Here is a 21,693-nt window from a genome sequence, read left to right on the forward strand (position 1 = left end):
GATAGTAGTTGAGGGATCGCCCTCTGCAAGGGTAGGACGTTGCCGCGCGTTATTCCGAATTAGCTCAGTTGGTAGAGCACCTGACTGTTAATCAGGTTGTCGTCAGTTCGAGTCTGACATTCGGAGTATATAAAAAGGTGCTAACATTTGTTAGCACCTTTCTTGTATATTAAAATATACATATCATATCATTTGCCGGCTTAGCTCAGTTGGTAGAGCATCGGTATCGTAAACCGGCGGTCACAGGTTCAAGTCCTGCAGCCGGCATAAAAGAACTAGGATTTAGTCGTCCTAGTTTTTTTATTTTCACAGGATTAAATTTTGGTAAAATTGATAAAATTTTAATCAGAGAGTATAATTACCGTTGCTATGATTTTTAATTGTTTGGAGGAGTATTAATTGGATAAAATTGATAATGATAATCAATCAAAGGGTCTAATTTCATTAACCTTAACTGAATCATTGGAAAGATTTAGTTACTATGGTATGCAAGCAATCCTTTTATACTACATGTACTATTCATTGAGTAGGGGTGGACTTGGGTTTAAGCCTTCTACAGCTGCATCATTATTTGCAATCTATGGATCACTTAGTTACTTATCTGCTGCTTGTGGAGGATACATTAGTGATAGGATTTTAGGAGGGAAAAGAACAGTTTCTCTCGGTGCCATTTTAATTATTTTTGGTCAATTAATTTTAACGATTCCACTCCATAATTCAATTTGGTTATTATTTATATCTCTTGTATTTTTAACTGTTGGGACTGGATTGTTAAAACCAACAATCACAACAATGGTGGGAAACTTATACGATGAACAATATAATACCAGGGCGTATCGTTTTACGATCTTTCTTTCTGGAATTAATATTGGGGCTTTTTTAGCACCAATCATCATTGGTTATATCGGTGTACACGTTAATTTCCATCTTGGATTTTTAATTGGTGCGATTGCTATGGCAATCGGACTTGCAATCTTTGAACGACATACGAAAGACTATAACCAAAACAATAGTATTTATACTTTAAATCCAATTGAACCTTACGAAATTAAAAAGCTACTTGATCGAGTTATATTATTCGTTGTTTCAATATCATTAGTGTTCCTACTAATGTATGTTTTTGATGCATTGAATCTAGAAAACATTATTACACTATTAAGTGCAATAACTGTTATTATTCCATTTATTTACTTCTTTGTGATTATTAGTAGTAACCACACTAGTCAAAAGGAAAGAAAGGGAATGGTAGTATACGTAATTCTATTCATTTGTGCTTCTTTCTTCTGGGGAGTTGAGGAACAAGGACCAATCGTTTTAGCAATGATGGCCAGTGGTAGTACAGATAATGATTTCTATGTATGGAAATACGCCGTATTATTGTTCTTTATCGTTGCTTCATTGATTATTGGTTACTATGTTCAAAAGAAGAGTAATAGTGCTTTATTAAAGGCATTTATTGCTGTAATTCTATTGTTCTTTATCTTACTCGGAATTTTCCACAATGGTGATTTTCATGTTCATATTTCAAGAACATGGTACCAAGCTATTAATCCTTTATTTATATTAATCTTTACACCATTATTTGCTAAATATTGGCATCATAGAGAAAGTAACGCTTTAAAGTCATTCCCACTAGGGGTGTTCCTGGCAAGTATTGGATGCTTGATTCTATTTATTCCAATTAAGTTTTTAGCGGGTAGTGAAGTTAATCCATTATGGATCATTGCAACTGTCGGTATGGTTTGCTTAGGTGAAATGCTAATTTATCCGGTAGGGTTATCAGTAACATATCGTTTAGCTCCTAAGAACTTCCTTTCACAAATGATGGGGGTATGGTATCTATCGGCAGCTACAGGACAAGCTATTAACTCTCAAGTAGTTAAATATTTCTCTGTAGATAATGTTAACTACTTCTTGGTATTAGGAAGTATTGGAATTGTTCTATCAATTGTGATGGTAATCTTATTACATCAAGTTCTACGCGATTTGCACATCAGTAGAAAAATTAAAAAAAGTACTTAAAAAGTGTTGACTTAAACCGCGATTTTCGATATTATATTATTTGTTGATTGGTTGAGACATACCAATGACATCGCAGTTTTAACGCTTGCGATTAGGTAAAAAAGTTATTGACAAGCATATATGATTTTGATATTATATTTCTTGTTGATTACATTTTATATCTTTTCGGAGGGGTAGCGAAGTCTGGCTAAACGCGGCGGACTGTAAATCCGCTCCTTCGGGTTCGGTGGTTCGAATCCACTCCCCTCCATTTTTATTGGGCTATAGCCAAGTGGTAAGGCAACGGGTTTTGATCCCGTGATGCGCTGGTTCGAACCCAGCTAGCCCAACTACTTGAAATGACTAACTTTTATAGTTAGTCATTTTTTTTATGTTATAATAAACACATCATTTTTAAGTTCTGGAGGTTGCTATGAAAATAGGTTTTATTGGTGTCGGAGCAATGGCAAAGGCAATGATTAAAGGGTATATCAATTCTGGTCAAGTTAATGCTAGCGATATATATGTACATGCTCCACATAAGGAAAAATATCAAGAATTCGCAAAGGCTACAGGTATTAACTGTAACGACAGTAATCAAGAAGTAGCAGCAAGCAGTGACTTGGTTATTTTGGCAACAGGACCAAAACAAGTTGTTGATGCTTTAAAGGATGTTAGAGAAAACCTAAACGGTAAGATTCTAGCATCAATTGCATGGCAAATTTCATTAGAACGACTAGAAGAGTTAACTAGCTATGATTTACCAATCATTCGTTTAATTCCAAACGTCAACGTGGAAGTTAACGAAGGAATGTTAATTTATAAGGCTAATGAAAACCTAGTTAATCAAAGATTAACAGATACTGTTAAGAACTTAGAACTACTAGGTAAGATGATTGAAGTTCCCGAAGATAAATTTGATGTATCAGGCTCATTAATGGGCTGTACTCCAGCATACGCTTATTTGTTTGCGGACATCTTCAGCAGAAGTGCAGTTAATCATGGTTTAGACAAACAAACAGCAACTCAATTAGCAGCACAAGCTATCCTAGGATCAATGAAGATGATTGAAAAATCTGACAAGTCACCTAGTGATTTAATTGACGATGTTTGTTCTCCAGCCGGTGGAACTATCAAGGGATTATTAGCATTGAAGAAGAGCGGCTTTGAAAAGGCCGTAATTGATTGTTTTGATGCAACGCAAGAATAGTAATGAAGGGATAGTGAAATAATGGCTTTGCCAATTTATATCCAAATTCATAATGAAATTAAAAAGAATATCGAAGAGGGTAAATGGAAACTAGGTAGTCGCATTCCATCAGAACGACAACTATCAACTGAATTTAACGTTAGTCGAATGACTTTAAGACAAGCTATTCAAACGCTTGTTGACGAAGGTATCCTAGATCAACGTGTTGGTTCAGGTACATACGTTTCTAATGAAAAGGTTCAAGAAAAGATGTCAGGTGTGACTAGTTTTACTGACATCATGTTAGCGCAAGGCAAACTTCCTGCCAGCAAGACCATTTCATATCACACACTAGAACCTTCACTAAGTGAAATTGAAAAGCTAAACATCTCTCAAAACGACAAGGTATTGAGAATGGAAAGAATTCGTTACGGTGATGGTGTGCCAATTTGTTTTGAAATCGCCACAGTTCCTGAAAAGATTATCGATGGTTTAAGTAAAGATGATGTGACCGATTCATTCTACGCATCATTGAAGGAAAAGAAGAACCTAGTACCGAAAGTATCAAGACAAAACGTTTCAGCAACACTTGCTTCCGAAAGAATTGCTGAATACCTAGATATTAAAAAGGGGGATGCCATTCTGTTATTAAGACAGGTGACATCACTACAAAACGGCCAACCATTTGAATACGTTCGTACTCAATATGTGGGTGAAAGATTTGAATTTTATTTAGATAGTAAAAAAAGTACATTCGACTAATGTCGATGTACTTTTTTATTTTGCTTCATTCTTCTTTTGTTTCTTTACTAAACGGATGAACTTTGGCAATGCCAACATACGTTTGAAACGGGTAGGTTCCTTGATTAAACGGTATAACCATTCAATGTGGTGATTGATCCAAAATTGTGGTGCACGTTGAACGTGACCGGATAAAACGTCAAAACTACCACCTAGGCCAATCCATAGACCATCATTTACATGACGATATTTTTCGATGAAGTATTCTTGCTTAGGGAAACCTAAGGCGACAAACACCATATCAGGCTGATTTTGCTTGATTTTAGCGGCAATTTCATCACTATCGGTAAAATACCCATCATGATAGCCAGAAACGGTTAAATCTGGGTATTTTTGCGGAATAAGTTCCTTTAAATCAGCGATAACTTCTGGTTTAGCACCCAAAAAGTATGCAGATTTATGATTTTGATTACCCCAACTTAATAAGTCCAATAGGATGTCATATCCGGTAATTCTTTCACTCATATCTGAACCTAAGATATTGGCACCCATAACGATACCAATTCCGTCGGCAACTAGGTAGTCAGATTTTTTAATTGTATCGGTGTATTTTTGATCGTTTAAAGCATGAACAACAATTTCGGGATTAGCGGTGACGACAAAAGTATTTTCTCGTTTATCGATTCTTTGCTTGGTGTTTTCCATGAAATCATTGAATGAACTGTTTAAAAAATCAAAACCTAAAATATTAACAGTTTTATTTTCCATTGCAATACCTTCAAATAAATTATTATGATTATTTCTTTAATTAATGATAAAATAAAAGACAATAAAATGCGACAAGTATTAGGAGGATTTCATAAAAAATGTCAAATGAATTTGATAATTTAACATTACATACTGATGCATATGAAATCAATATGATGCAAACTTACTTTCAAGCTGGTTTGCAAAATCGTCGAGCTGTATTCGAAGTTTACTTTAGAAAGATGCCTTTCGAAAATGGTTTCGCCATTTTTGCAGGATTAGAAAAAGTAATTAACTATATTAAAGATATCAACTTTACTGATGATGATATTGAGTTCTTACGTTCTCAAAACGAATATACCGAAGAATTTTTAGAATATCTTCGCGACTTTAAGTTTACTGGATCAATTCGTTCTTTGGTTGAAGGTGAATTGGTATTCAATAACGAACCAATGCTTCAAGTTGAAGGAAATGTTTGTGAATGCCAACTAGTTGAAACATCAATCTTAAACATCGTTAACTATCAAACATTAATTGCTACTAAGGCTGCTAGAATTAGAATGGCAGCCGGGGATGACCCACTACTAGAATTTGGTAGTCGTCGTGCTCAAGAAACTGCTGCGGCCATCTGGGGAACCAGAGCTGCTTACATTGGTGGTTTCAACGCCACATCGAATGTTTTAGCAGGTAAAAACTTTAATATTCCAATTAGTGGAACTCATGCCCACTCATTAGTCGAATTATTCCAAGATGACTACAAGGCGTTCAAGGCTTACGCACAAAGTCATCACGAATGTGTTTTCCTAGTTGATACTTTTGACACCTTAAAGAGTGGTGTTCCTAACGCTATCAAGGTTGCCGATGAAATGGGTGACAAGATTCATTTCGCCGGTGTTCGTATCGATTCTGGTGATATGGCATACCTATCAAAACGTGTGCGTGAAATGCTAGATGATGCTGGCTATCCAGATGCTAAGATTTTTGCCTCAAACGACCTGGATGAAAAGACCATCACTAGTTTGAAAATGCAAGATGCCAAGATTGATGTTTGGGGAATTGGTACCAAACTAATTACCGCATTCGATCAACCAGCACTAGGTGCCGTTTACAAGATGGTATCCGTTGAAAATGATAATGGTGAAATGGTCGATACCATTAAGCTATCAAACAACGCTGAAAAGGTATCTACACCAGGTAAGAAACAAGTATGGAGAATTACAGAACGCAAGGACGGTAAGTCAGAAGGAGACTACATCACATTAGATGATGAAAATCCAAATGATGAAGACAGTCTATACATGTTCCATCCTCAATACACTTACATCAACAAGACATTGACTGATTTTGACGCAAGACCTTTACTAAAGGACATCTACAAGGATGGAAAATTAGTTTACGATCAACCAGAATTAGCCGATATTAAACAATATTCAGAAGATGTATTATCATCACTATGGCCTGAGTACAAACGTGAGTTAAACCCACAAGAATACCCAGTTGATTTATCAACCAAATGTTGGAACAACAAGATGAGCATTATCAAGGATGTTCACGATAAAATCAAAAATAAGCAAGACAAGGGTGAATTGTAATGAGAGAAAAGCAAGCAGAAATTATTGATGCATTAAAGGTAAAGCCATCAATTGATCCAAAAGAAGAAATCAGAAACAGTGTTGACTTCCTAAAGAGTTACCTAAAGAAAAACACTTTCCTAAAGACTTTAGTTCTAGGAATTTCAGGTGGACAAGATTCTACTTTGACCGGTAAGTTAGCACAAATCGCCATTAACGAAATGCGCGAAGAAACTAATGACGATGAATACAAGTTTATCGCCGTTAGATTACCTTATGGAACTCAAGCTGATGAATCAGATGCAATGGATTCAATTGCTTTCATTGAAGCTGACAAGACTATTAGAGTAGATATCAAACCAGCTGCTGATGCTGCTGTTGCCTCTGTTGAAGCTGATGGAATGGAAATTTCTGACTTCAATAAGGGTAACATCAAGGCAAGACAAAGAATGATTGCTCAATACGCAATCGCGGGTCAAACTCACGGTGCCGTTTTAGGAACCGATCATGCCGCTGAAGCCGTAACTGGTTTTTACACTAAGTTTGGTGACGGTGCTGCCGACATTACTCCACTATGGCGTTTAGACAAACGCCAAGGTAAGGCAATGTTAGCCGAATTAGATGCACCAAAGCATTTATATGAAAAGACTCCAACTGCTGACCTAGAAGATAACCGTCCAGCTTTACCTGATGAAGTTGCTTTAGGTGTCACTTACGATGATATCGATAACTACCTAGAAGGCAGAGAAGTTTCAAAAGATGCTGCAGAAAAGATTGAAAACTGGTATATTAAAACAGAACACAAACGTCATCTACCAATTACAATTTACGATGACTTTTGGAAGTAAGAAGGGAATTTTTGAATTATGAAGAAAAACAAGATGGCAATCTATGCCCCATTTTTATCTGATTTAATCACTAACACTAACAAGGTTGGTGAAGAAATGAGTCATGATTACGATCCATTGGAAGAAGCCGTTGCTAACAACGATTACTCATCAATCGATTTGACAAGCACAAAGGATACTTTTCAAAAGGGTACTGATAAGTACAAAGAATTCTTATCACAACTTGATAACGTACAAGTTCCTGCCAAGGAATTAGGTCGTCACTCAATCCTAAAGGAAGCTTATGCTGACTACGTTAAGGGATGCCAAGACATGGTAGACAGTATCAAGGCTGACACCATTGAAGCAGATGCTTTTAATGAAGCAGGTAAGCTACAACAAGATAGCATCGAACGAGTATTTAAGACAGCTCAAAAGATTATGATGTCAATGTAATAAAAACAAAAGATAGTTGGTAAATATTACCAACTATTTTTTTATCTAAAAATGCAATGATATAATTAAAGACAAACTCAAATAAGAAATGAGATGAACGATTTGGATCAATCAATCATTAAAAAAATCAGAAAAGAATTAGGTAGCTATTCTGAAAAACAAATCACAGCCGTTATTTCTATGCTAGAAGATGGCAATACCGTTCCATTTATCGCTAGATACCGTAAGGAACGCACAGGCAGTTTGGATGAAGTGCAAATTAGAGAAATTGCCGATGCCAACACTAAAATCACTAACCTAGAAAACCGTAAAGAAGAAGTGCTTCGTTTAATCGAAGAACAAGGTAAACTAACTGATAAACTAAGAGCAGACATTGAAAAAGCCGAATCAATGCAAAGAGTCGAAGACTTATACCTGCCATACAAGAAAAAGAAGAAGACCAAGGCAATGATTGCCAGGGAACAAGGTTTAGAACCATTGGCCAAACTAGTTTTGGCTAACGATGATTCCTTTGCGAATAAGGCAAAAGACTATGTGGATGCAGAAAAAGAATTGAACAGCGTCGAAGATGTATTGAACGGTGTTCATGAAATCTTAGCTGAAGATATCGGAAACGATGCTCATTTAAGAGAATGGATTCGAGAAGATACCAAGAAACATGGTCAAATCGCCAGCAAGGCCAAAAAGGATGCTGATGAAAAAGATGAAAAGCACGTCTATGAAGATTACTATGACTTTTCACAACCAATTAACCAATTGAAGAATCACCGTGTTCTAGCGTTAAATCGTGGTGAAAAGGAAAAGGTATTAACGGTCAGCATTGATGTTAATACCAATGTCATCTATAAGTTCTTACAAGCAGAAACTAACCGTAAGCGTAACGGTAAGTCTGCTGAATTTGTGAAGGATGCTTATGAAGATGCATACTCCCGTTTCATGAAACCAGCAATTGATCGTGAAATCAGAAATGAATTAACCGATGAAGCTGATGAACACGCCATTAATATCTTTGGTAGAAATTTGTATAACCTATTGATGCAAGCGCCAATCAAGGGCAAAGTAGTGATTGGCTTTGACCCAGCTTACCGTACCGGATGTAAATTAGCGGCAATTGACGATAATGGAAAATTCTTGGATAAGCTAGTGATTTATCCACATAAACCAGCAAGCGATGCTAAACGCCAACAAGCTAAAAAACAACTGGTTGATTTCATTAATAAGAACCATGCTGAAATGATTGCCATCGGAAATGGGACAGCAAGTCGTGAATCAGAACAATTTGTTTCAGAACTAATTAAAGAAAATAATCTACCGGTATATTACGTAATTGTTAATGAAGCCGGAGCTTCTGTATACTCTGCAAGTCAAAATGCGCGTGATGAATTTCCTGACTTTCACGTTGAAGAACGTTCTGCAGTAAGTATCGGAAGACGTCTTCAAGACCCGTTAGCTGAATTGATTAAGATTGATCCTAAGTCAGTAGGGGTTGGTCAATATCAACACGATTTACCTGCTAAACAATTAGACGCCCAATTGGATCGAGTTGTGGAAACAGCTGTTAATAAAGTCGGGGTCAACGTTAATACCGCTAGTCCAGAGTTATTAACTCATATTTCAGGAATGACTAAGACAACTGCCAAAAACGTGGTGAAGTTTAGAAACGAAAATGGTGAATACAAGACTCGTCAATCCTTATCAAAGGTACCTAGATTGGGACAAAAGACTTATGAACAAGCCATTGGTTTCTTAAGAATTCTAGACGGTAGTAACCCACTGGATAATACCGACATTCACCCGGAAAGTTACAAGATTGCTAACCAAATTGTGGATGAATTGAACTTAAGCTTGGATTCATTGGGAACAAGCGAAATCAACCAAGCGTTATCCACATTCGATGTTGATAAGTTTATTAACGAAAATGGTTATGGAAAACAAACTGTTTTAGACATCATCGATGGATTAAAACGTCCAGGAAGAGACTTCCGTGATAACATGCCAACTCCAGTCCTAAAACAAGATGTATTGAAGATTGAGGACTTAAAAGAAGGGATGCAACTACAAGGAACCGTTAGAAATGTTATCGACTTTGGTGCATTTGTTGACGTGGGTGTAAAACAAGATGGACTTGTCCACATCTCACAAATGAGTGATCAATTTATTTCTGACCCAAGTAGCGTTGTTTCCGTTGGTGACATTGTTGACGTATGGGTATTATCTGTTGATATTAAACGAAATCGAATTCAACTAACGATGATTAACCCGGAGAAGTGATAAAATTTAAATGAATGATCAAGAATTACAAACATTGGTGGAAAAGATTTCACAAGAATCATTCGCCAAACCATTTAAGCACCGTGCATACTTTAATAATCGTTTAAGGACCACTGGTGGAAGATACCATGTGGCTAGCCATGATATTGATATCAACCCTAAGATGTTAACTGAACATTCCATGGAGATATTGGTAGGGGTAATTAAGCATGAGCTTTGCCATTACCATCTCCATCTTGCCGGTTATTCAGGTAAGCATAATACGTTAGCGTTTAAACGATTATTGAAGACGGTGGGAGGTTCAAGATTTGCACCGGCACCTGTGGACAAGCGTCCATTCAAATATGTTTGTACACATTGTGGACAAACTTACCGTCGTAAGCGTAGAATTGACACTCACAAGTATGTATGTGGAAAATGTCGTGGAAAACTAAAATTAGACACTGGAGATGATTAGTTTGGATAAAAAAATAATTATTCGAGTACCTGCTACATCAACAGGAATCGGAGCTGGAATTAACTCAATCGGAATTGCTTTTGGTTTATACTACACAGTCATTGTTGAAGAAGAAATGCAACACTGGCAAGTTAACCATGCATTGGGCGATGACGTTCCGAATGATGAAAACAACATTATCGTGCAAACCATCTTAAAGGTTGATCCAACAATCAAACCTCACCAATTAACTGTTATGTCAGATGTTCCAATTGGAAGAGGACTTGGTTCAAGTACCACCGCAATTGTTGCGGGAATCAAGATTGCAAATGCGTTAGGTGAATTAGACCTTTCACTAGACGATGAAATTAACATCGGTAGTAAAATTGAAGGCCATGCTGACGGTGTCGCATCTGCATTATTAGGTGACATTACCGTTTCTTATTTCAATGGAGAAATGGCTACAACAGTTAAGACCCAAATTCCAGAGGTTATTAACGCGCTAGTATACCTAACCAAAGATGACGGTAGTGACAAGGCTATCTACAAGAACCAAGTTAGTTCTGTAGACGCTGTAAAAGCCAGCAGTGCCACCAATGTATTAGTAGCTTCTTTAATGAGTAATGAATGGACTAAAGCTACTGAAATGATGGAAAATGACGCTATTTATACCGATAACATCTATGAAGTAGTGCCAGAACTTGAAACCATCAGAAAACAAGCCCATGAACTAGGGATTTACGGTACATTCTTAAATCAGTCACATCGTTGTGTGATTACATTTGGTACCGAATCAGAACTAAATCAATTACGTGACAGATTAAATGTCGGAAAACTAGATGGAGTCATGAGATTGATCAAAGTCGATCACAGTGGTGCCACTGTACGCGGTGAATAAAAAAATTTAAAACACCTATTGCAAAGTAAGGGAAAATCACATATAATAATATTTGTGATTTTTTATTGCGGCCATGGCGGAATTGGCAGACGCGCAAGATTAAGGATCTTGTCGGGATTATTCCCGGTGGAAGTTCGAGTCTTCTTGGCCGCATTAATGAGAAATCATTATCACATATAATAATATGGCGGTAGTGGTGAAGTGGTTAACACATCGGATTGTGGTTCCGACACGCGTGGGTTCGATTCCCACCTACCGCCCTTTTATTGGGCTATAGCCAAGTGGTAAGGCAACGGGTTTTGATCCCGTGATGCGCTGGTTCGAACCCAGCTAGCCCAACTACTTAAAAAGGAGACATCCATTTGGATGGCTCCTTTTTCTTTGTCTTCATGATGTAAAAGTAGGGGATATAAAAAAGGTTCTGGTATTAACCAGAACCTTTTTTTAGTTATCAGTTGAGTAATTGATTTGAGTGGATGAACTACTCATTACGCTGGAACCAACACTGTAGTCACTAGTTTGACTTTGTGTTTGGTTTAATGAAGTAAGTTTGCTCAATCCAAGGCTTTGTCTAATTGAGTTTGAAATGTTTAGAAGAGTTTCTTGGGTTGGTACTTCGTAATCAATACCGTCAACAACAGCAGTTTCACCTTGAAGAGTTTGTGACTTGATGTGGTGAGTTGCGTTTCCGTATCTTTCACGTAAAGCAACCATATCATCAAACTTCATGTCAGTCTTAAGGTTACCTGAGATTGAACTTAGAATTGATTTGTATCTTGGTAATGAAGAGATGTTCATACCTTTTAGAACAAGTTTTTGTAGCACTTGTCTTTGTCGTACTTGACGACCGTAGTCACCAGCAGGATCTTGATGTCTCATTCTTGAGTAAGCAAGAGCTTGAGCACCATTCAATGTAACTGTTTTACCCTTAACAACATTCGCAGCTTCATAATGGAAAGTTAAAGGAGGAGTAACGGTAACACCACCAACAGCATTAACCATCTTCTCTAGACCACCCATGTTAATGATTGCATAGAAGTCAATTGGAACGTTTAACAAGTTTTGTACAGTTTGTACGGCACTTGAAGCACCACCAATAGTATATGCAGCATTAATCTTTTCATAAGGTTGTGAATCACCAGGAACAGTAACCTTAGTATCACGAGGGATACTTGTTAGGTAAATTGTTTCCTTCTTAGGATTGATAGTAGCTAGGATCATAGTATCAGTTCTACCTGTGTCATGACGTCCTAGGGCACCAGTATCGGTACCTAAAAGTAAGATTGAAACAGGTTTGTTCTGAGCAATGACGCTAGATACGTTTCTTTCTTTTGTGGATAAACCTGGTTGATAAGCCTTATCCGCAGCATTCTTCATGTTGACATAAACACCATGAGCAATGATTAATCCAGTAACTACTAGAACTAAAAAGACAATAAGTGAGATCCAAGCACCCTTATGGCTTTTCTTCTTCTTGAAGTGAGGTTGGTTTCCTCTAGTTCTGGAAGCTCTATCGATGTTTTGATTATTGTTTTGCATAAATCAAAAATAGCTCCTTTATTCTGAATTTCCCCATTATACTACCTATAATCAAGATACGTAAATATAAGTAACATTATAAACTTATTTTTTTGAAAATAATAATACTTACGAAATATGTAATAAATTGTAATATTTTTGTTACATTTTTAATAAGGCCGTGGGATATGATATAATTCTGATGTTAATATAAAAAACATCACAACATGAACTTTAAGTTTGTAGTGTATCAAGTTTTTTATAATTTGTAAATTTAAAGGAGCGCGTTTAAAGTTGAAAAAGACTTTTCTGTATGTTTTAATTTCCACGTTTATGTTTAGTTCAATGGAAATTGCACTAAAAAGTGTCCAAGGAGTTTTTAGTCCAATCCAATTGAACTTAATTCGATTCTTTATTGGGGGATTGGTTTTAATTCCAGTTGTCATGAAGAATGGAAAGCAAACATTATTGACGAGTAAATGGAAAAGTTTAGGTGTTTTCTTATTAACTGGATTTTTATGTGTGGTAGTCAGCATGACGCTATTCCAATTAGCCATCATGTATGATGAAGCATCAACGGTAGCGGTGCTATTCAGTTGTAATCCAGTATTTGCATTACTATTCGCTTTCTTTATTCTAAGAGAAAAGATTAGTCGACTAGGATTTATTTCACTAGTTCTTTCTATTATCGGATTGCTTGTCATAGTTAATCCGGCCAACCTTACAAACCCATTGGGAATTTCATTAGCATTGGGTTCAGCACTAACATTTGGTCTTTACAGCATTGTATCCAGATGGGGTTCACAAGTTACCGGTCAAAACGGACTAGCAACTACTTGCTACACATTTTTAGCAGGATCTGTTGAACTTTTAATTTTAGTATCAATTACCAATATTTCTGCTGTTGCAAACTACATGAATAAGGTAGAATGGTTGAAAACATTTGCAAACACACCAATCATCCATAATATTTCCATGAATTACTTCTGGATTCTATTATTTATTTGTGTCTGTGTTACAGGTGGTGGATTTGCATTCTACTTCCTAGCCATGGAAAGAGCAGGGGTATCAATTGCCTCAATCGTATTTTTCATCAAACCAGGATTGGCACCAATTTTGGCAATGATCTTGTTAGGTGAAAAGATTACAATTAATACCTGGATTGGAATTGTGATTATTCTAATCGGTTCTGTGATTACATTTATCGGTAGTCAGATGGAACAAAAGAATGCTGCATTAGAAGAATAAAAAGAGATGATAATATGTCGTATTTAGTAATCATGCGTCATGGTCAAAGTGTTGCCAACGAAAAGAATGTTTTCACTGGTTGGAGTGATGTTTCCTTAACTGAAAAGGGTATTCAACAAGCTCACGATGCTGGTAAGAAGATTAATCAATTGGGAATTGACTTTGATCATGCTCATACTTCGTTTTTAAAACGCGCAATTGAAACGTTGCATATTGTGTTAAGTGAAATTAACCAACAATATATTCAAGAGACAAAGTCATGGCGACTAAATGAACGTCATTATGGGGCGTTGCGCGGTCGTAAGAAAGATGACGTTAAGTTACAATATGGACCTGAAAAGTTTGCTGAATTTAGACGCAGCTACACGACGGTCCCACCATTGTTAGATCAACCCGACGAAGAACATAAATATGCAAAAATCGGTGTGATTGAACCACGTGGTGAAAGTCTAAAGATGGCATATGAAAGATTGATGCCATACTGGCAAGACTCGATTGCTCCTAAGTTATTGGATGGTCAAAACGAGTTAATTGTCGCCCATGGGTCAACTCTTCGAGCTTTAATTAAGTATTTAGATAATATTAGTGATGATGACATTGATCGAGTGGAAGTTCCAAACGGAAAGCCAATCGTTTATCATTTCGATGATAAGTTGAATGTAATTAGTAAAAAGACAATATAAAAAGAGCTGATAAATTATCAGCTCTTTTTTGTATGTTATTTTTCGTTAAAAGCAAGAGTTCCCATTGGATCCCATGGATCTAATACAACTGGGTCTTGTTCTTGGTTCTTCTTATCTTCTTCAGATAGGTACTTCTTGTTGATAACAACTTGGTAAGTGAAACGTCTGAACCATGATTCACTCATTACAAAGTAACCCTTTGAACCAACTTGGTTACCCCAAGAGTTTTCAACCTTCCACTTAGTAGGTTGACCATCAACGATATCAACACCGGTGATAACCATGGCATGGTTCATAACACTTTGGTGGTAATCTAGTTGTTCATCCTTACTCATTAATAAATCGATGTCGAATAATTCATCCTTTGAGTATAGGTTGTCGTCCATGATTCCTTTTTTACGATCTGATTCTTTTGAAACGTCGCTTCCGAACCAAACACTTTCACCGTTCTTTAATTGGGTGATGGTTAGTTCTTCTAGGCGGTCCATTCCAAGGTTTAAATGCTTAACTTGGCGACCATCGATAACGTTACCTAACATATCAATGGTGTAAGTCTTTTCGTAAGGTTTGTCCAATGTAGGGGAGTTAATGATTGAAACGTAATCTTCTAGGTTTAAGTTTACGTATTTATCAAAGAACTTCTTTGGAGTTAAATCAGTATCGATATGGTATTCGTTCTTTTCATCACGGTATTCGAAGTTGAATTCTGAAACGGGTTCACCGAATGAGTAGACTAGGACACGGTAAATTTCGCTTAACATTTCGTCCTTTACCTTTTCGATATCTGAACTGTTTTGTGAAGCTAGTTCACGTAGTTGAATGGCATCCATTCTTAGTTTTTGGTTTAACACGGCGTTTAATTCTGAAGTATCGTTACTTACGGCAGTTTCAACCATTGCTGATTGAGGAACAACACCGTACTTTTCGATTACCGCACATAACATGTCCCATTGACCACCATCTTGTTGTGGTGAATCTAATAGCCATGAAACACGGCGTGATGTTAATGGTTCATCAGCAGTCTTGATAATGTTTTCTAAGAACCAGTTACATTTTTCAAACTTATCCCAGAAAGTAGTGTAGATTTGTGATAATTCAAAATCACCAGATAAGTTGAAGTTTTTAGCTAGGTTATGACGCATAGTATTTAGCGCTGCGAAAATCCAGCAACGGCCACTATGTTTTTGGTTGGCAACTTCACCAGTATCGATTTCAATTGAAAAGTTTGGCTTCATGTTACCTTCCGCTTCGAAGTTGGCAGCTGAAGGGTTGATACCATTATGGCTGACGGCTCTTTGCATTACCTTAGCTTCTTTACGGTCTAATAAATCGTTATGATACTTTTGGATATTTTCATTACTAATACTTTTTGACATCATGATTCCTCCTTGCTTTTATAATATTATATCACTCAGGTCAAATGCCTTTAAAAACAAAAAACCGTGATAATAAGTCGTACTTACTATCACGGTTTAAATTAATTATTTTCTTTTAGCGTCGAATGTTTCTGAATGATCTTCATATCCGACAATTACCATGTCAACAACGTCTAGGAATAGACCATGTTCAACGATTCCAGTCATGTTGTTTAGGATGGTTTCAAGTTCGTGGGGATGTTCAATGTAACCTAAGTTTAAATCGATAATGTAGTTATCAGCGTGAGTTAACACGTGACCACCCTTAGCATTGGTTCTAAAAGTAGGATGGTAACCCATATCGTCTAAACGTTTGAATAGGTGAGTGCTTCCGTATGGAGTAACTTCCAAAGGAAGGGGAAAAGAGCCAAGGTTTTTGGCCATCTTTGTTGCATCGACAATCCAGATATTTCGATCTGAGTTGATTGCGACAATTTTTTCACGAAGGTGGGCAACACCGCCACCCTTGATACCTTGGAAATTTTCATCGATTTGGTCAGCACCGTCAATTGTTAAGTCAATATGGTCAACGTCATCGATACTTTTAACATCAATTCCCAAGTCACGAGCACGCTTTGCTGAGCGGTTGGAAGTTGGAACACCAATAATACGTAATCCTTCTTTGGCTACTCGTTCTCCCAATGCATCCAACAAGTATTTCACAGTTGAACCTGTCCCAAGACCAACAGTCATACCGTCTTTGATATATTTGACAGCTTCTTGGCCGGCAACTTTTTTCATTAATTCTTTATCCATAATCCTTTTCCCCTCTAAAATATTCGGTAAAACGACGTTAAATCGACTTTGAATGCTTATACATTCAGACGAAAGGTTTCGAACAAAGGTATTAAATATACCTCAATAATACTATATTAATTTTCTATGGTTATCGTGAGTTTGTCAAATAAAATATTTGTATTTAATTGTTAACAGTTTTCATATAAAATACATAGTATAATAATACTAATAAATTAACAGGATGTGTAGATATGAAAAGAGGATTTGAAGTAGTTACAAAGTACAAGGATAAAGGCATCAATCTACCTTATCGTTCTACTAAACAAGCAGCAGGTTATGATATCGAAGCAGGTGTCGATTTTGTATTGCCTTCAATTTGGAAATTAGGATTTTTAAAAGTTCTTTGGGCAATTAAGCATGAAAAAGACGTATCTGAAGATGAGATGCAACGTGCAAAGGATATCTTACGTCCATTATTAGTTCCAACCGGAATTAAGGCTTACATGCAACCAGACGAAATGCTTATTATTGCTAATCGTTCAAGTGGTCCATTAAAGAGAGGCATGGTTTTACCAAACGGAATTGGTATCGTTGATGCTGATTACTATGGTAACGAAAGTAACGAAGGTGAGTTGTTTGTTCAAATGACTAACTTCGGATTACTAGACAGAAAGATTAAGAAGGGTGAAAGAATTGCTCAAGGTATTTTTGTACCATTCTTAACAACTGATGATGACTCCAACAAGGGGACTAAACGAATTGGTGGTTTTGGTTCATCAGGCGAATAAAAAAGGAATTAAAGAAAGGAAATTAATGTGGCTAAAGTAAAGACCCAATTTGTTTGCGAAGAATGTGGATACATTTCACCAAAGTACTTGGGACATTGTCCTAACTGTGGAAAATGGAATACATTTGAAGAACAAACCGTTCAAAAAGAAACATCTAGTTTGAAATCGACTCACCGAATGGATTTCAATGGTCAGCAAACAAAACCACAACTAATCAAAGACGTTAAGTTTGAAAAGGAATCACGTTTTGAAACTGAGTCCCAAGAATTTAACCGTGTATTAGGTGGCGGAATTGTTCCGGGCTCATTAATTTTAATTGGTGGAGATCCTGGTATCGGGAAATCCACACTGTTACTTCAAATTTCTGGCCAATTAGGTGCTAAGGACCAACGCGTCTTATATGTATCTGGGGAAGAAAGTGCCAGTCAAATTAAGCTCAGAGCGGAACGTTTATCAGTGAATGGCTCCAACATGTATCTATATCCAGAAACCGATATGGGTGCCATCAAGTCTGCCATTGATGATATTAAGCCAGATGCAGTCGTAATAGATTCTGTTCAAACGATTTCTGAGCCAGAGGTTGATTCCGCAATTGGTTCCGTATCACAGGTAAGAGCAATTACCGCAGATTTAATGTCCATTGCAAAGACCAATGGAATTACAATCTTTGTGGTTGGCCACGTTACTAAGGGTGGCTCAATTGCCGGACCTAAGACTTTGGAACACATGGTTGATACTGTTTTATACTTTGAAGGAGACATGCATCATTCTTACCGTATCTTAAGGGCCGTGAAGAACCGTTTTGGTTCAACCGACGAGTTAGGGATTTTTGACATGCAAGAATCCGGACTACGAGAAGTTGCTAATCCATCAGAGGTCTTCTTGGAAGAACGCTTGAAGGACGCCAATGGTTCTGCAATCGTTGTCTCAATCGAAGGAACCAGACCAATCCTAGTCGAAATTCAGGCATTGGTAACACCATCCGTATTCGGGAACGCCCAAAGAACCGCTACCGGGATTGACCGTAACCGTGTAGCAGTTTTAATGGCGGTGCTTGAAAAACGTGCCGGACTAATGCTACAAAACCAAGATGCCTTCTTAAAGGCTGCTGGTGGAGTTAAGTTGAACGAACCAGCAATTGATTTGGCTGTAGCCATTAGTGTGGCATCAAGTTACAAGAACAGGGGAACCGACCCTAGTGAATGTTATATCGGTGAAATTGGTTTAACTGGTGAAATTAGACGAGTTAACCGCATTGAACAACGTGTTTTAGAAGCACAAAAGCTGGGCTTTAAGCGCGTATTGATACCAAAACATAATATGTCAGGATGGACTGCTCCAGACGGAATTGAAGTCGTTGGTGTATCCACACTGGCTCAAGCGATTAAAATCGCACTTAACTAACACATACTGAGGAAGATAATAATGAAAAAAATTGATCGATTTACGGTTATCCAATTTATATTTGTCATTTTAGGAGCAACGCTAGGGGTAATTTATTTACCCGTTATTTGGCATGCATTGTGGGAAAACCCTTCAATTTTATTAAATAATGCACTAGTTGATTCAGTAATTGGCGCCATTGTTTTCTATATTCTTTCATTGTTTGTTGTTAAACGAATCATGAATGCAATGAGTCAGGTTGAAAAGCAATTATCACAAAAGAACCCATTCTATATTTTAATGGGGACTTTAGGGATGATTATTGGATTGATTTTAGCGACTTTAATTTCAATCGTTTTATTTAGAACGCCTTATTTAATCACTAACTTAATCTTGCCAGCTCTATTGATGATTACTTTTGGATACCTAGGTTTTCTATTGGGAACCACTAAGTTAAATGATTGGCGCAAGATTTTTAGAGTTAGCTTGAAAAAGGGCGGAAACGCTTTGACTAACACTTCAAGTCGCAATGCCAATAAATCAATTAAGATTTTGGACACCAACATTTTGATTGATGGTCGTATCTACGAAGTGGCAAAGACTGGATTTATCGAAGGAACATTACTTGTTCCTAAGTTTGTCTTGTATGAACTACAATACATCGCGGATTCAGCTGATAGTCAAAAGCGTATTCGTGGTCGTCGTGGTTTAGACATTTTAAATAAACTACAAACCGAAAAGATTATGCCAATTGAAATTACTGATCAAGACTATGACAACATCAAAGAAGTAGATAGCAAGCTAATCAGATTAGCAAAGGATTTCAACGGTTCAATCATTACTAACGACTACAACTTAAACAAGGTTATCCAATTCCAAAAGGTTAATGTTTTAAACATTAACGAATTGGCCAACTCACTAAAACCAAGATTTGTTCCCGGAGAACATCTTGAAGTTATGATTTTGAAAAAGGGAACCGAAAGAAGCCAAGGAGTCGCATTCTTGGACGACGGGACCATGGTTGTTGTTGAAGATGGTAAGAATCATCTAAACGAACGACTATCCGTCGAGGTAACCAGTTCAATTCAAACAGATGCAGGTAAAATGATTTTCGCTAGAATTGATGATAAATAAAAGGTTATAGATACCTTTAGATTTTTACTGAGCACTTTATTTTTATCGCTAATAATTGTAAAATTAGAATGTTATTCTAAGAATTTATAAAAAAGAGGAGAAAATATCATTGGCTAATAAGAAAATTCGTGTTAGATATGCACCAAGTCCAACCGGACATTTACACATTGGTAATGCTAGAACAGCAATTTTTAATTACCTATTTGCTAGACATAATAAAGGTAAGTTTATTATCCGTATCGAAGATACTGATACTAAGCGAAACGTAGCTGATGGTGAGAAAAGTCAGTTAGACAACTTAAAATGGCTTGGCTTAGATTGGGATGAAGGTCCAGACAAACCTGGTAAGTTTGGTCCTTACAGACAATCAGAAAGACGTTCAATCTACGATCCATTGATTCAACAATTATTGGATGAAGACAAGGCTTACTACTCATACAGAACAGAAGAAGAACTAGAAGCTGATCGTGAAGAACAACGTGCAAAGGGCATTATGCCTCATTACGAATACGAATATGCTGGTATGTCAGAAGAAGAAATTCAAAAATCAATGGCTGAATCAGAAGCTAAAGGTTTGAAACCAGTTATTCGTTTCAGAGTACCAAAGAACAAGACTTACGCATGGGACGATGTTGTTAAGGGTCATGTTGAATTTAACTCTGATACTATTGGTGGGGACTTCGTTATCGTAAAACGTGACGGAATGCCTACTTACAACTTCGCGGTTATTATTGATGATCATGAAATGCAAATTTCACACGTATTCAGAGGTGACGACCACGTTGCTAATACACCAAAACAATTAATGATGTACGAAGCATTTGGTTGGGAAGCTCCTGTATTCGGTCACATGAGTTTAATTACTAGTGCCGACACTGGTAAGAAGCTAAGTAAACGTGATGAATCAATCATTCAATTTATCGAACAATACAGAGACCTAGGGTACCTACCAGAAGCAATGTTTAACTTCATTACTCTATTAGGTTGGTCACCAAAGGGTGAAGATGAAATCTTCTCACAACGTGATTTCATCAAGATGTACGACGAACACCGTCTAAGCAAGTCACCAGCTAACTTCGATAACAAGAAATTAGAATGGATTAACAACCAATACGTTAAGGCTGCTGATGAAGACGTTGTTATGGACTTAGCATTACGTCAATTAATCGCCAAGGGTAACATTCCTGAAAACCCAGACGCTTTAACTATCGAATGGGCTCGTAAGTTAATCAACACTTACAAGCAACAAATGAGCTACATGGCTCAAATCAACTCAATGGCTGACGTATTCTTTAACGAACCAGCTAAGGTTTCTGGTGAAGCTCTTGAAGAAATTCAAAACGAAACTGCACCAGTTGTTCTAAAGGCCTTTGCTGAAAAGATTAAGGATGTTCCAGTTTTCGATAAGATTGAAATCTTAAAGACAATTAAGGAAATTCAAAAGGAAACTAAGATCAAGGGACGTCAACTATGGATGCCAATCAGAATTGCCGTTACTCATGAAAGTCACGGTCCTGAACTACCTGAATCAATCGAATTGATTGGTAGAGAAAAGGCTCTAAAACACATTGATGAAACTTTAAAGCAAATCAATCAATAATAAATAAGGCTCGCTAAAGCATGCTTTGGCGGGCTTTTTTATTTGAATT

Annotated in this window: 19 protein-coding genes and 7 tRNA genes; 22 read left to right on the forward strand and 4 right to left on the reverse strand. The window is 37.0% G+C overall.

The genetic code is table 11. The features are described from left to right. The first annotated feature begins 53 nt into the window (after positions 1-53). The 7 genes from OEZ61_RS02230 to OEZ61_RS02260 all read left to right on the forward strand — a co-directional run bounded on the left by OEZ61_RS02230 (position 54) and on the right by OEZ61_RS02260 (position 3,952). Positions 54-126, forward strand: a tRNA-Asn gene (locus OEZ61_RS02230). A gap of 68 nt (positions 127-194) precedes the next feature. Then, positions 195-267 (forward strand) — tRNA-Thr (locus OEZ61_RS02235). 132 nt (positions 268-399) lie between these two features. Further along, positions 400-2,022: an oligopeptide:H+ symporter gene (locus OEZ61_RS02240; protein ID WP_290046807.1), complete on the forward strand. Its 1,623-nt coding sequence runs from the start codon at positions 400-402 to the stop codon at positions 2,020-2,022. Positions 2,023-2,189: 167 nt separating this feature from the next. Beyond that, a tRNA-Tyr gene (locus OEZ61_RS02245) sits at positions 2,190-2,272 on the forward strand. Positions 2,273-2,279: 7 nt separating this feature from the next. Beyond that, positions 2,280-2,351 (forward strand) — tRNA-Gln (locus tag OEZ61_RS02250). 83 nt (positions 2,352-2,434) lie between these two features. Then, positions 2,435-3,211, forward strand: a complete 777-nt coding sequence (gene proC, locus OEZ61_RS02255; protein WP_140999725.1) for a pyrroline-5-carboxylate reductase — start codon at positions 2,435-2,437, stop codon at positions 3,209-3,211. A gap of 21 nt (positions 3,212-3,232) precedes the next feature. Continuing rightward, complete coding sequence (locus OEZ61_RS02260; protein WP_034531866.1) at positions 3,233-3,952, forward strand: GntR family transcriptional regulator; 720 nt, start codon at positions 3,233-3,235, stop codon at positions 3,950-3,952. 15 nt (positions 3,953-3,967) lie between these two features. Here OEZ61_RS02260 and OEZ61_RS02265 read toward each other — a convergent pair whose 3' ends face one another. After that, on the reverse strand, positions 3,968-4,699 hold the full coding sequence (locus OEZ61_RS02265; protein WP_290046810.1) for a WecB/TagA/CpsF family glycosyltransferase: 732 nt from the start codon (positions 4,697-4,699) through the stop codon (positions 3,968-3,970). 98 nt (positions 4,700-4,797) lie between these two features. Between OEZ61_RS02265 and OEZ61_RS02270 the strand changes: the two genes are divergently transcribed. The 9 genes from OEZ61_RS02270 (at position 4,798) to OEZ61_RS02310 (ending at position 11,476) form a co-directional block, all read left to right on the forward strand. Further along, positions 4,798-6,270 carry a nicotinate phosphoribosyltransferase gene (locus OEZ61_RS02270; RefSeq protein ID WP_140999723.1) on the forward strand — a complete coding sequence of 491 codons (1,473 nt, stop codon included), beginning with the start codon at positions 4,798-4,800 and terminating at the stop codon, positions 6,268-6,270. After that, on the forward strand, positions 6,270-7,097 hold the full coding sequence (nadE, locus tag OEZ61_RS02275) for an ammonia-dependent NAD(+) synthetase (protein WP_053791527.1): 828 nt from the start codon (positions 6,270-6,272) through the stop codon (positions 7,095-7,097). The genes OEZ61_RS02270 and nadE overlap by 1 nt, the downstream gene beginning before the upstream one ends. An 18-nt stretch (positions 7,098-7,115) precedes the next feature. Beyond that, entirely contained in the window at positions 7,116-7,532 is a 417-nt protein-coding gene (locus OEZ61_RS02280; protein WP_034531875.1) for a hypothetical protein, read from the forward strand. A gap of 102 nt (positions 7,533-7,634) precedes the next feature. Then, positions 7,635-9,803: a Tex family protein gene (locus OEZ61_RS02285; protein WP_290046812.1), complete on the forward strand. Its 2,169-nt coding sequence runs from the start codon at positions 7,635-7,637 to the stop codon at positions 9,801-9,803. Between the two features lie 10 nt (positions 9,804-9,813). Beyond that, positions 9,814-10,260 (forward strand): SprT family protein, encoded by a 447-nt coding sequence (locus OEZ61_RS02290; RefSeq protein ID WP_034531879.1) that lies wholly within the window; start codon positions 9,814-9,816, stop codon positions 10,258-10,260. Between the two features lies 1 nt (position 10,261). Next, entirely contained in the window at positions 10,262-11,137 is an 876-nt protein-coding gene (locus tag OEZ61_RS02295; RefSeq protein ID WP_225349247.1) for a homoserine kinase, read from the forward strand. Positions 11,138-11,204: 67 nt separating this feature from the next. After that, positions 11,205-11,290: transfer RNA gene (locus OEZ61_RS02300), tRNA-Leu, on the forward strand. 34 nt (positions 11,291-11,324) lie between these two features. After that, a tRNA-His gene (locus OEZ61_RS02305) sits at positions 11,325-11,397 on the forward strand. Between the two features lie 7 nt (positions 11,398-11,404). Beyond that, a tRNA-Gln gene (locus tag OEZ61_RS02310) sits at positions 11,405-11,476 on the forward strand. Positions 11,477-11,581: 105 nt separating this feature from the next. Here OEZ61_RS02310 and OEZ61_RS02315 read toward each other — a convergent pair. Then, entirely contained in the window at positions 11,582-12,676 is a 1,095-nt protein-coding gene (locus tag OEZ61_RS02315) for an LCP family protein (protein WP_140999721.1), read from the reverse strand. A 273-nt stretch (positions 12,677-12,949) separates the two neighbouring features. Here OEZ61_RS02315 and OEZ61_RS02320 point away from each other — a divergent pair, with 273 nt between their 5' ends. After that, a complete protein-coding gene (locus OEZ61_RS02320; protein WP_140999720.1) occupies positions 12,950-13,903 on the forward strand; it encodes a DMT family transporter in 954 nt (317 codons plus the stop codon). A gap of 14 nt (positions 13,904-13,917) precedes the next feature. Beyond that, positions 13,918-14,586 (forward strand): 2,3-diphosphoglycerate-dependent phosphoglycerate mutase, encoded by a 669-nt coding sequence (locus tag OEZ61_RS02325; RefSeq protein ID WP_034531884.1) that lies wholly within the window; start codon positions 13,918-13,920, stop codon positions 14,584-14,586. A 35-nt stretch (positions 14,587-14,621) separates the two neighbouring features. On the opposite strand, the gene OEZ61_RS02330 is transcribed toward OEZ61_RS02325, so the two are convergent. Beyond that, entirely contained in the window at positions 14,622-15,962 is a 1,341-nt protein-coding gene (locus OEZ61_RS02330; protein WP_034531886.1) for a C1 family peptidase, read from the reverse strand. Between the two features lie 105 nt (positions 15,963-16,067). Beyond that, the gene (rpiA, locus tag OEZ61_RS02335; RefSeq protein WP_034531888.1) at positions 16,068-16,757 is read right to left on the reverse strand and encodes a ribose-5-phosphate isomerase RpiA; all 690 of its coding nucleotides are present in this window, start codon (positions 16,755-16,757) and stop codon (positions 16,068-16,070) included. A 233-nt stretch (positions 16,758-16,990) separates the two neighbouring features. On the opposite strand from rpiA, the gene OEZ61_RS02340 reads away from it, so the two are divergent. The 4 genes from OEZ61_RS02340 to gltX all read left to right on the forward strand — a co-directional run bounded on the left by OEZ61_RS02340 (position 16,991) and on the right by gltX (position 21,644). Further along, positions 16,991-17,527 carry a dUTP diphosphatase gene (locus tag OEZ61_RS02340; RefSeq protein ID WP_034531890.1) on the forward strand — a complete coding sequence of 179 codons (537 nt, stop codon included), beginning with the start codon at positions 16,991-16,993 and terminating at the stop codon, positions 17,525-17,527. Positions 17,528-17,554: 27 nt separating this feature from the next. Then, complete coding sequence (gene radA, locus OEZ61_RS02345) at positions 17,555-18,931, forward strand: DNA repair protein RadA (RefSeq protein WP_140999719.1); 1,377 nt, start codon at positions 17,555-17,557, stop codon at positions 18,929-18,931. Positions 18,932-18,952: 21 nt separating this feature from the next. Then, positions 18,953-20,044 (forward strand): PIN domain-containing protein, encoded by a 1,092-nt coding sequence (locus tag OEZ61_RS02350; protein ID WP_034531894.1) that lies wholly within the window; start codon positions 18,953-18,955, stop codon positions 20,042-20,044. 109 nt (positions 20,045-20,153) lie between these two features. Beyond that, the gene (gene gltX / locus OEZ61_RS02355) at positions 20,154-21,644 is read left to right on the forward strand and encodes a glutamate--tRNA ligase (RefSeq protein WP_041152508.1); all 1,491 of its coding nucleotides are present in this window, start codon (positions 20,154-20,156) and stop codon (positions 21,642-21,644) included. Positions 21,645-21,693 lie beyond the last annotated feature (49 nt).

Source organism: Apilactobacillus sp. EABW-1NA, assembly GCF_030398685.1.
GTDB lineage: Bacteria > Bacillota > Bacilli > Lactobacillales > Lactobacillaceae > Apilactobacillus > Apilactobacillus waqarii.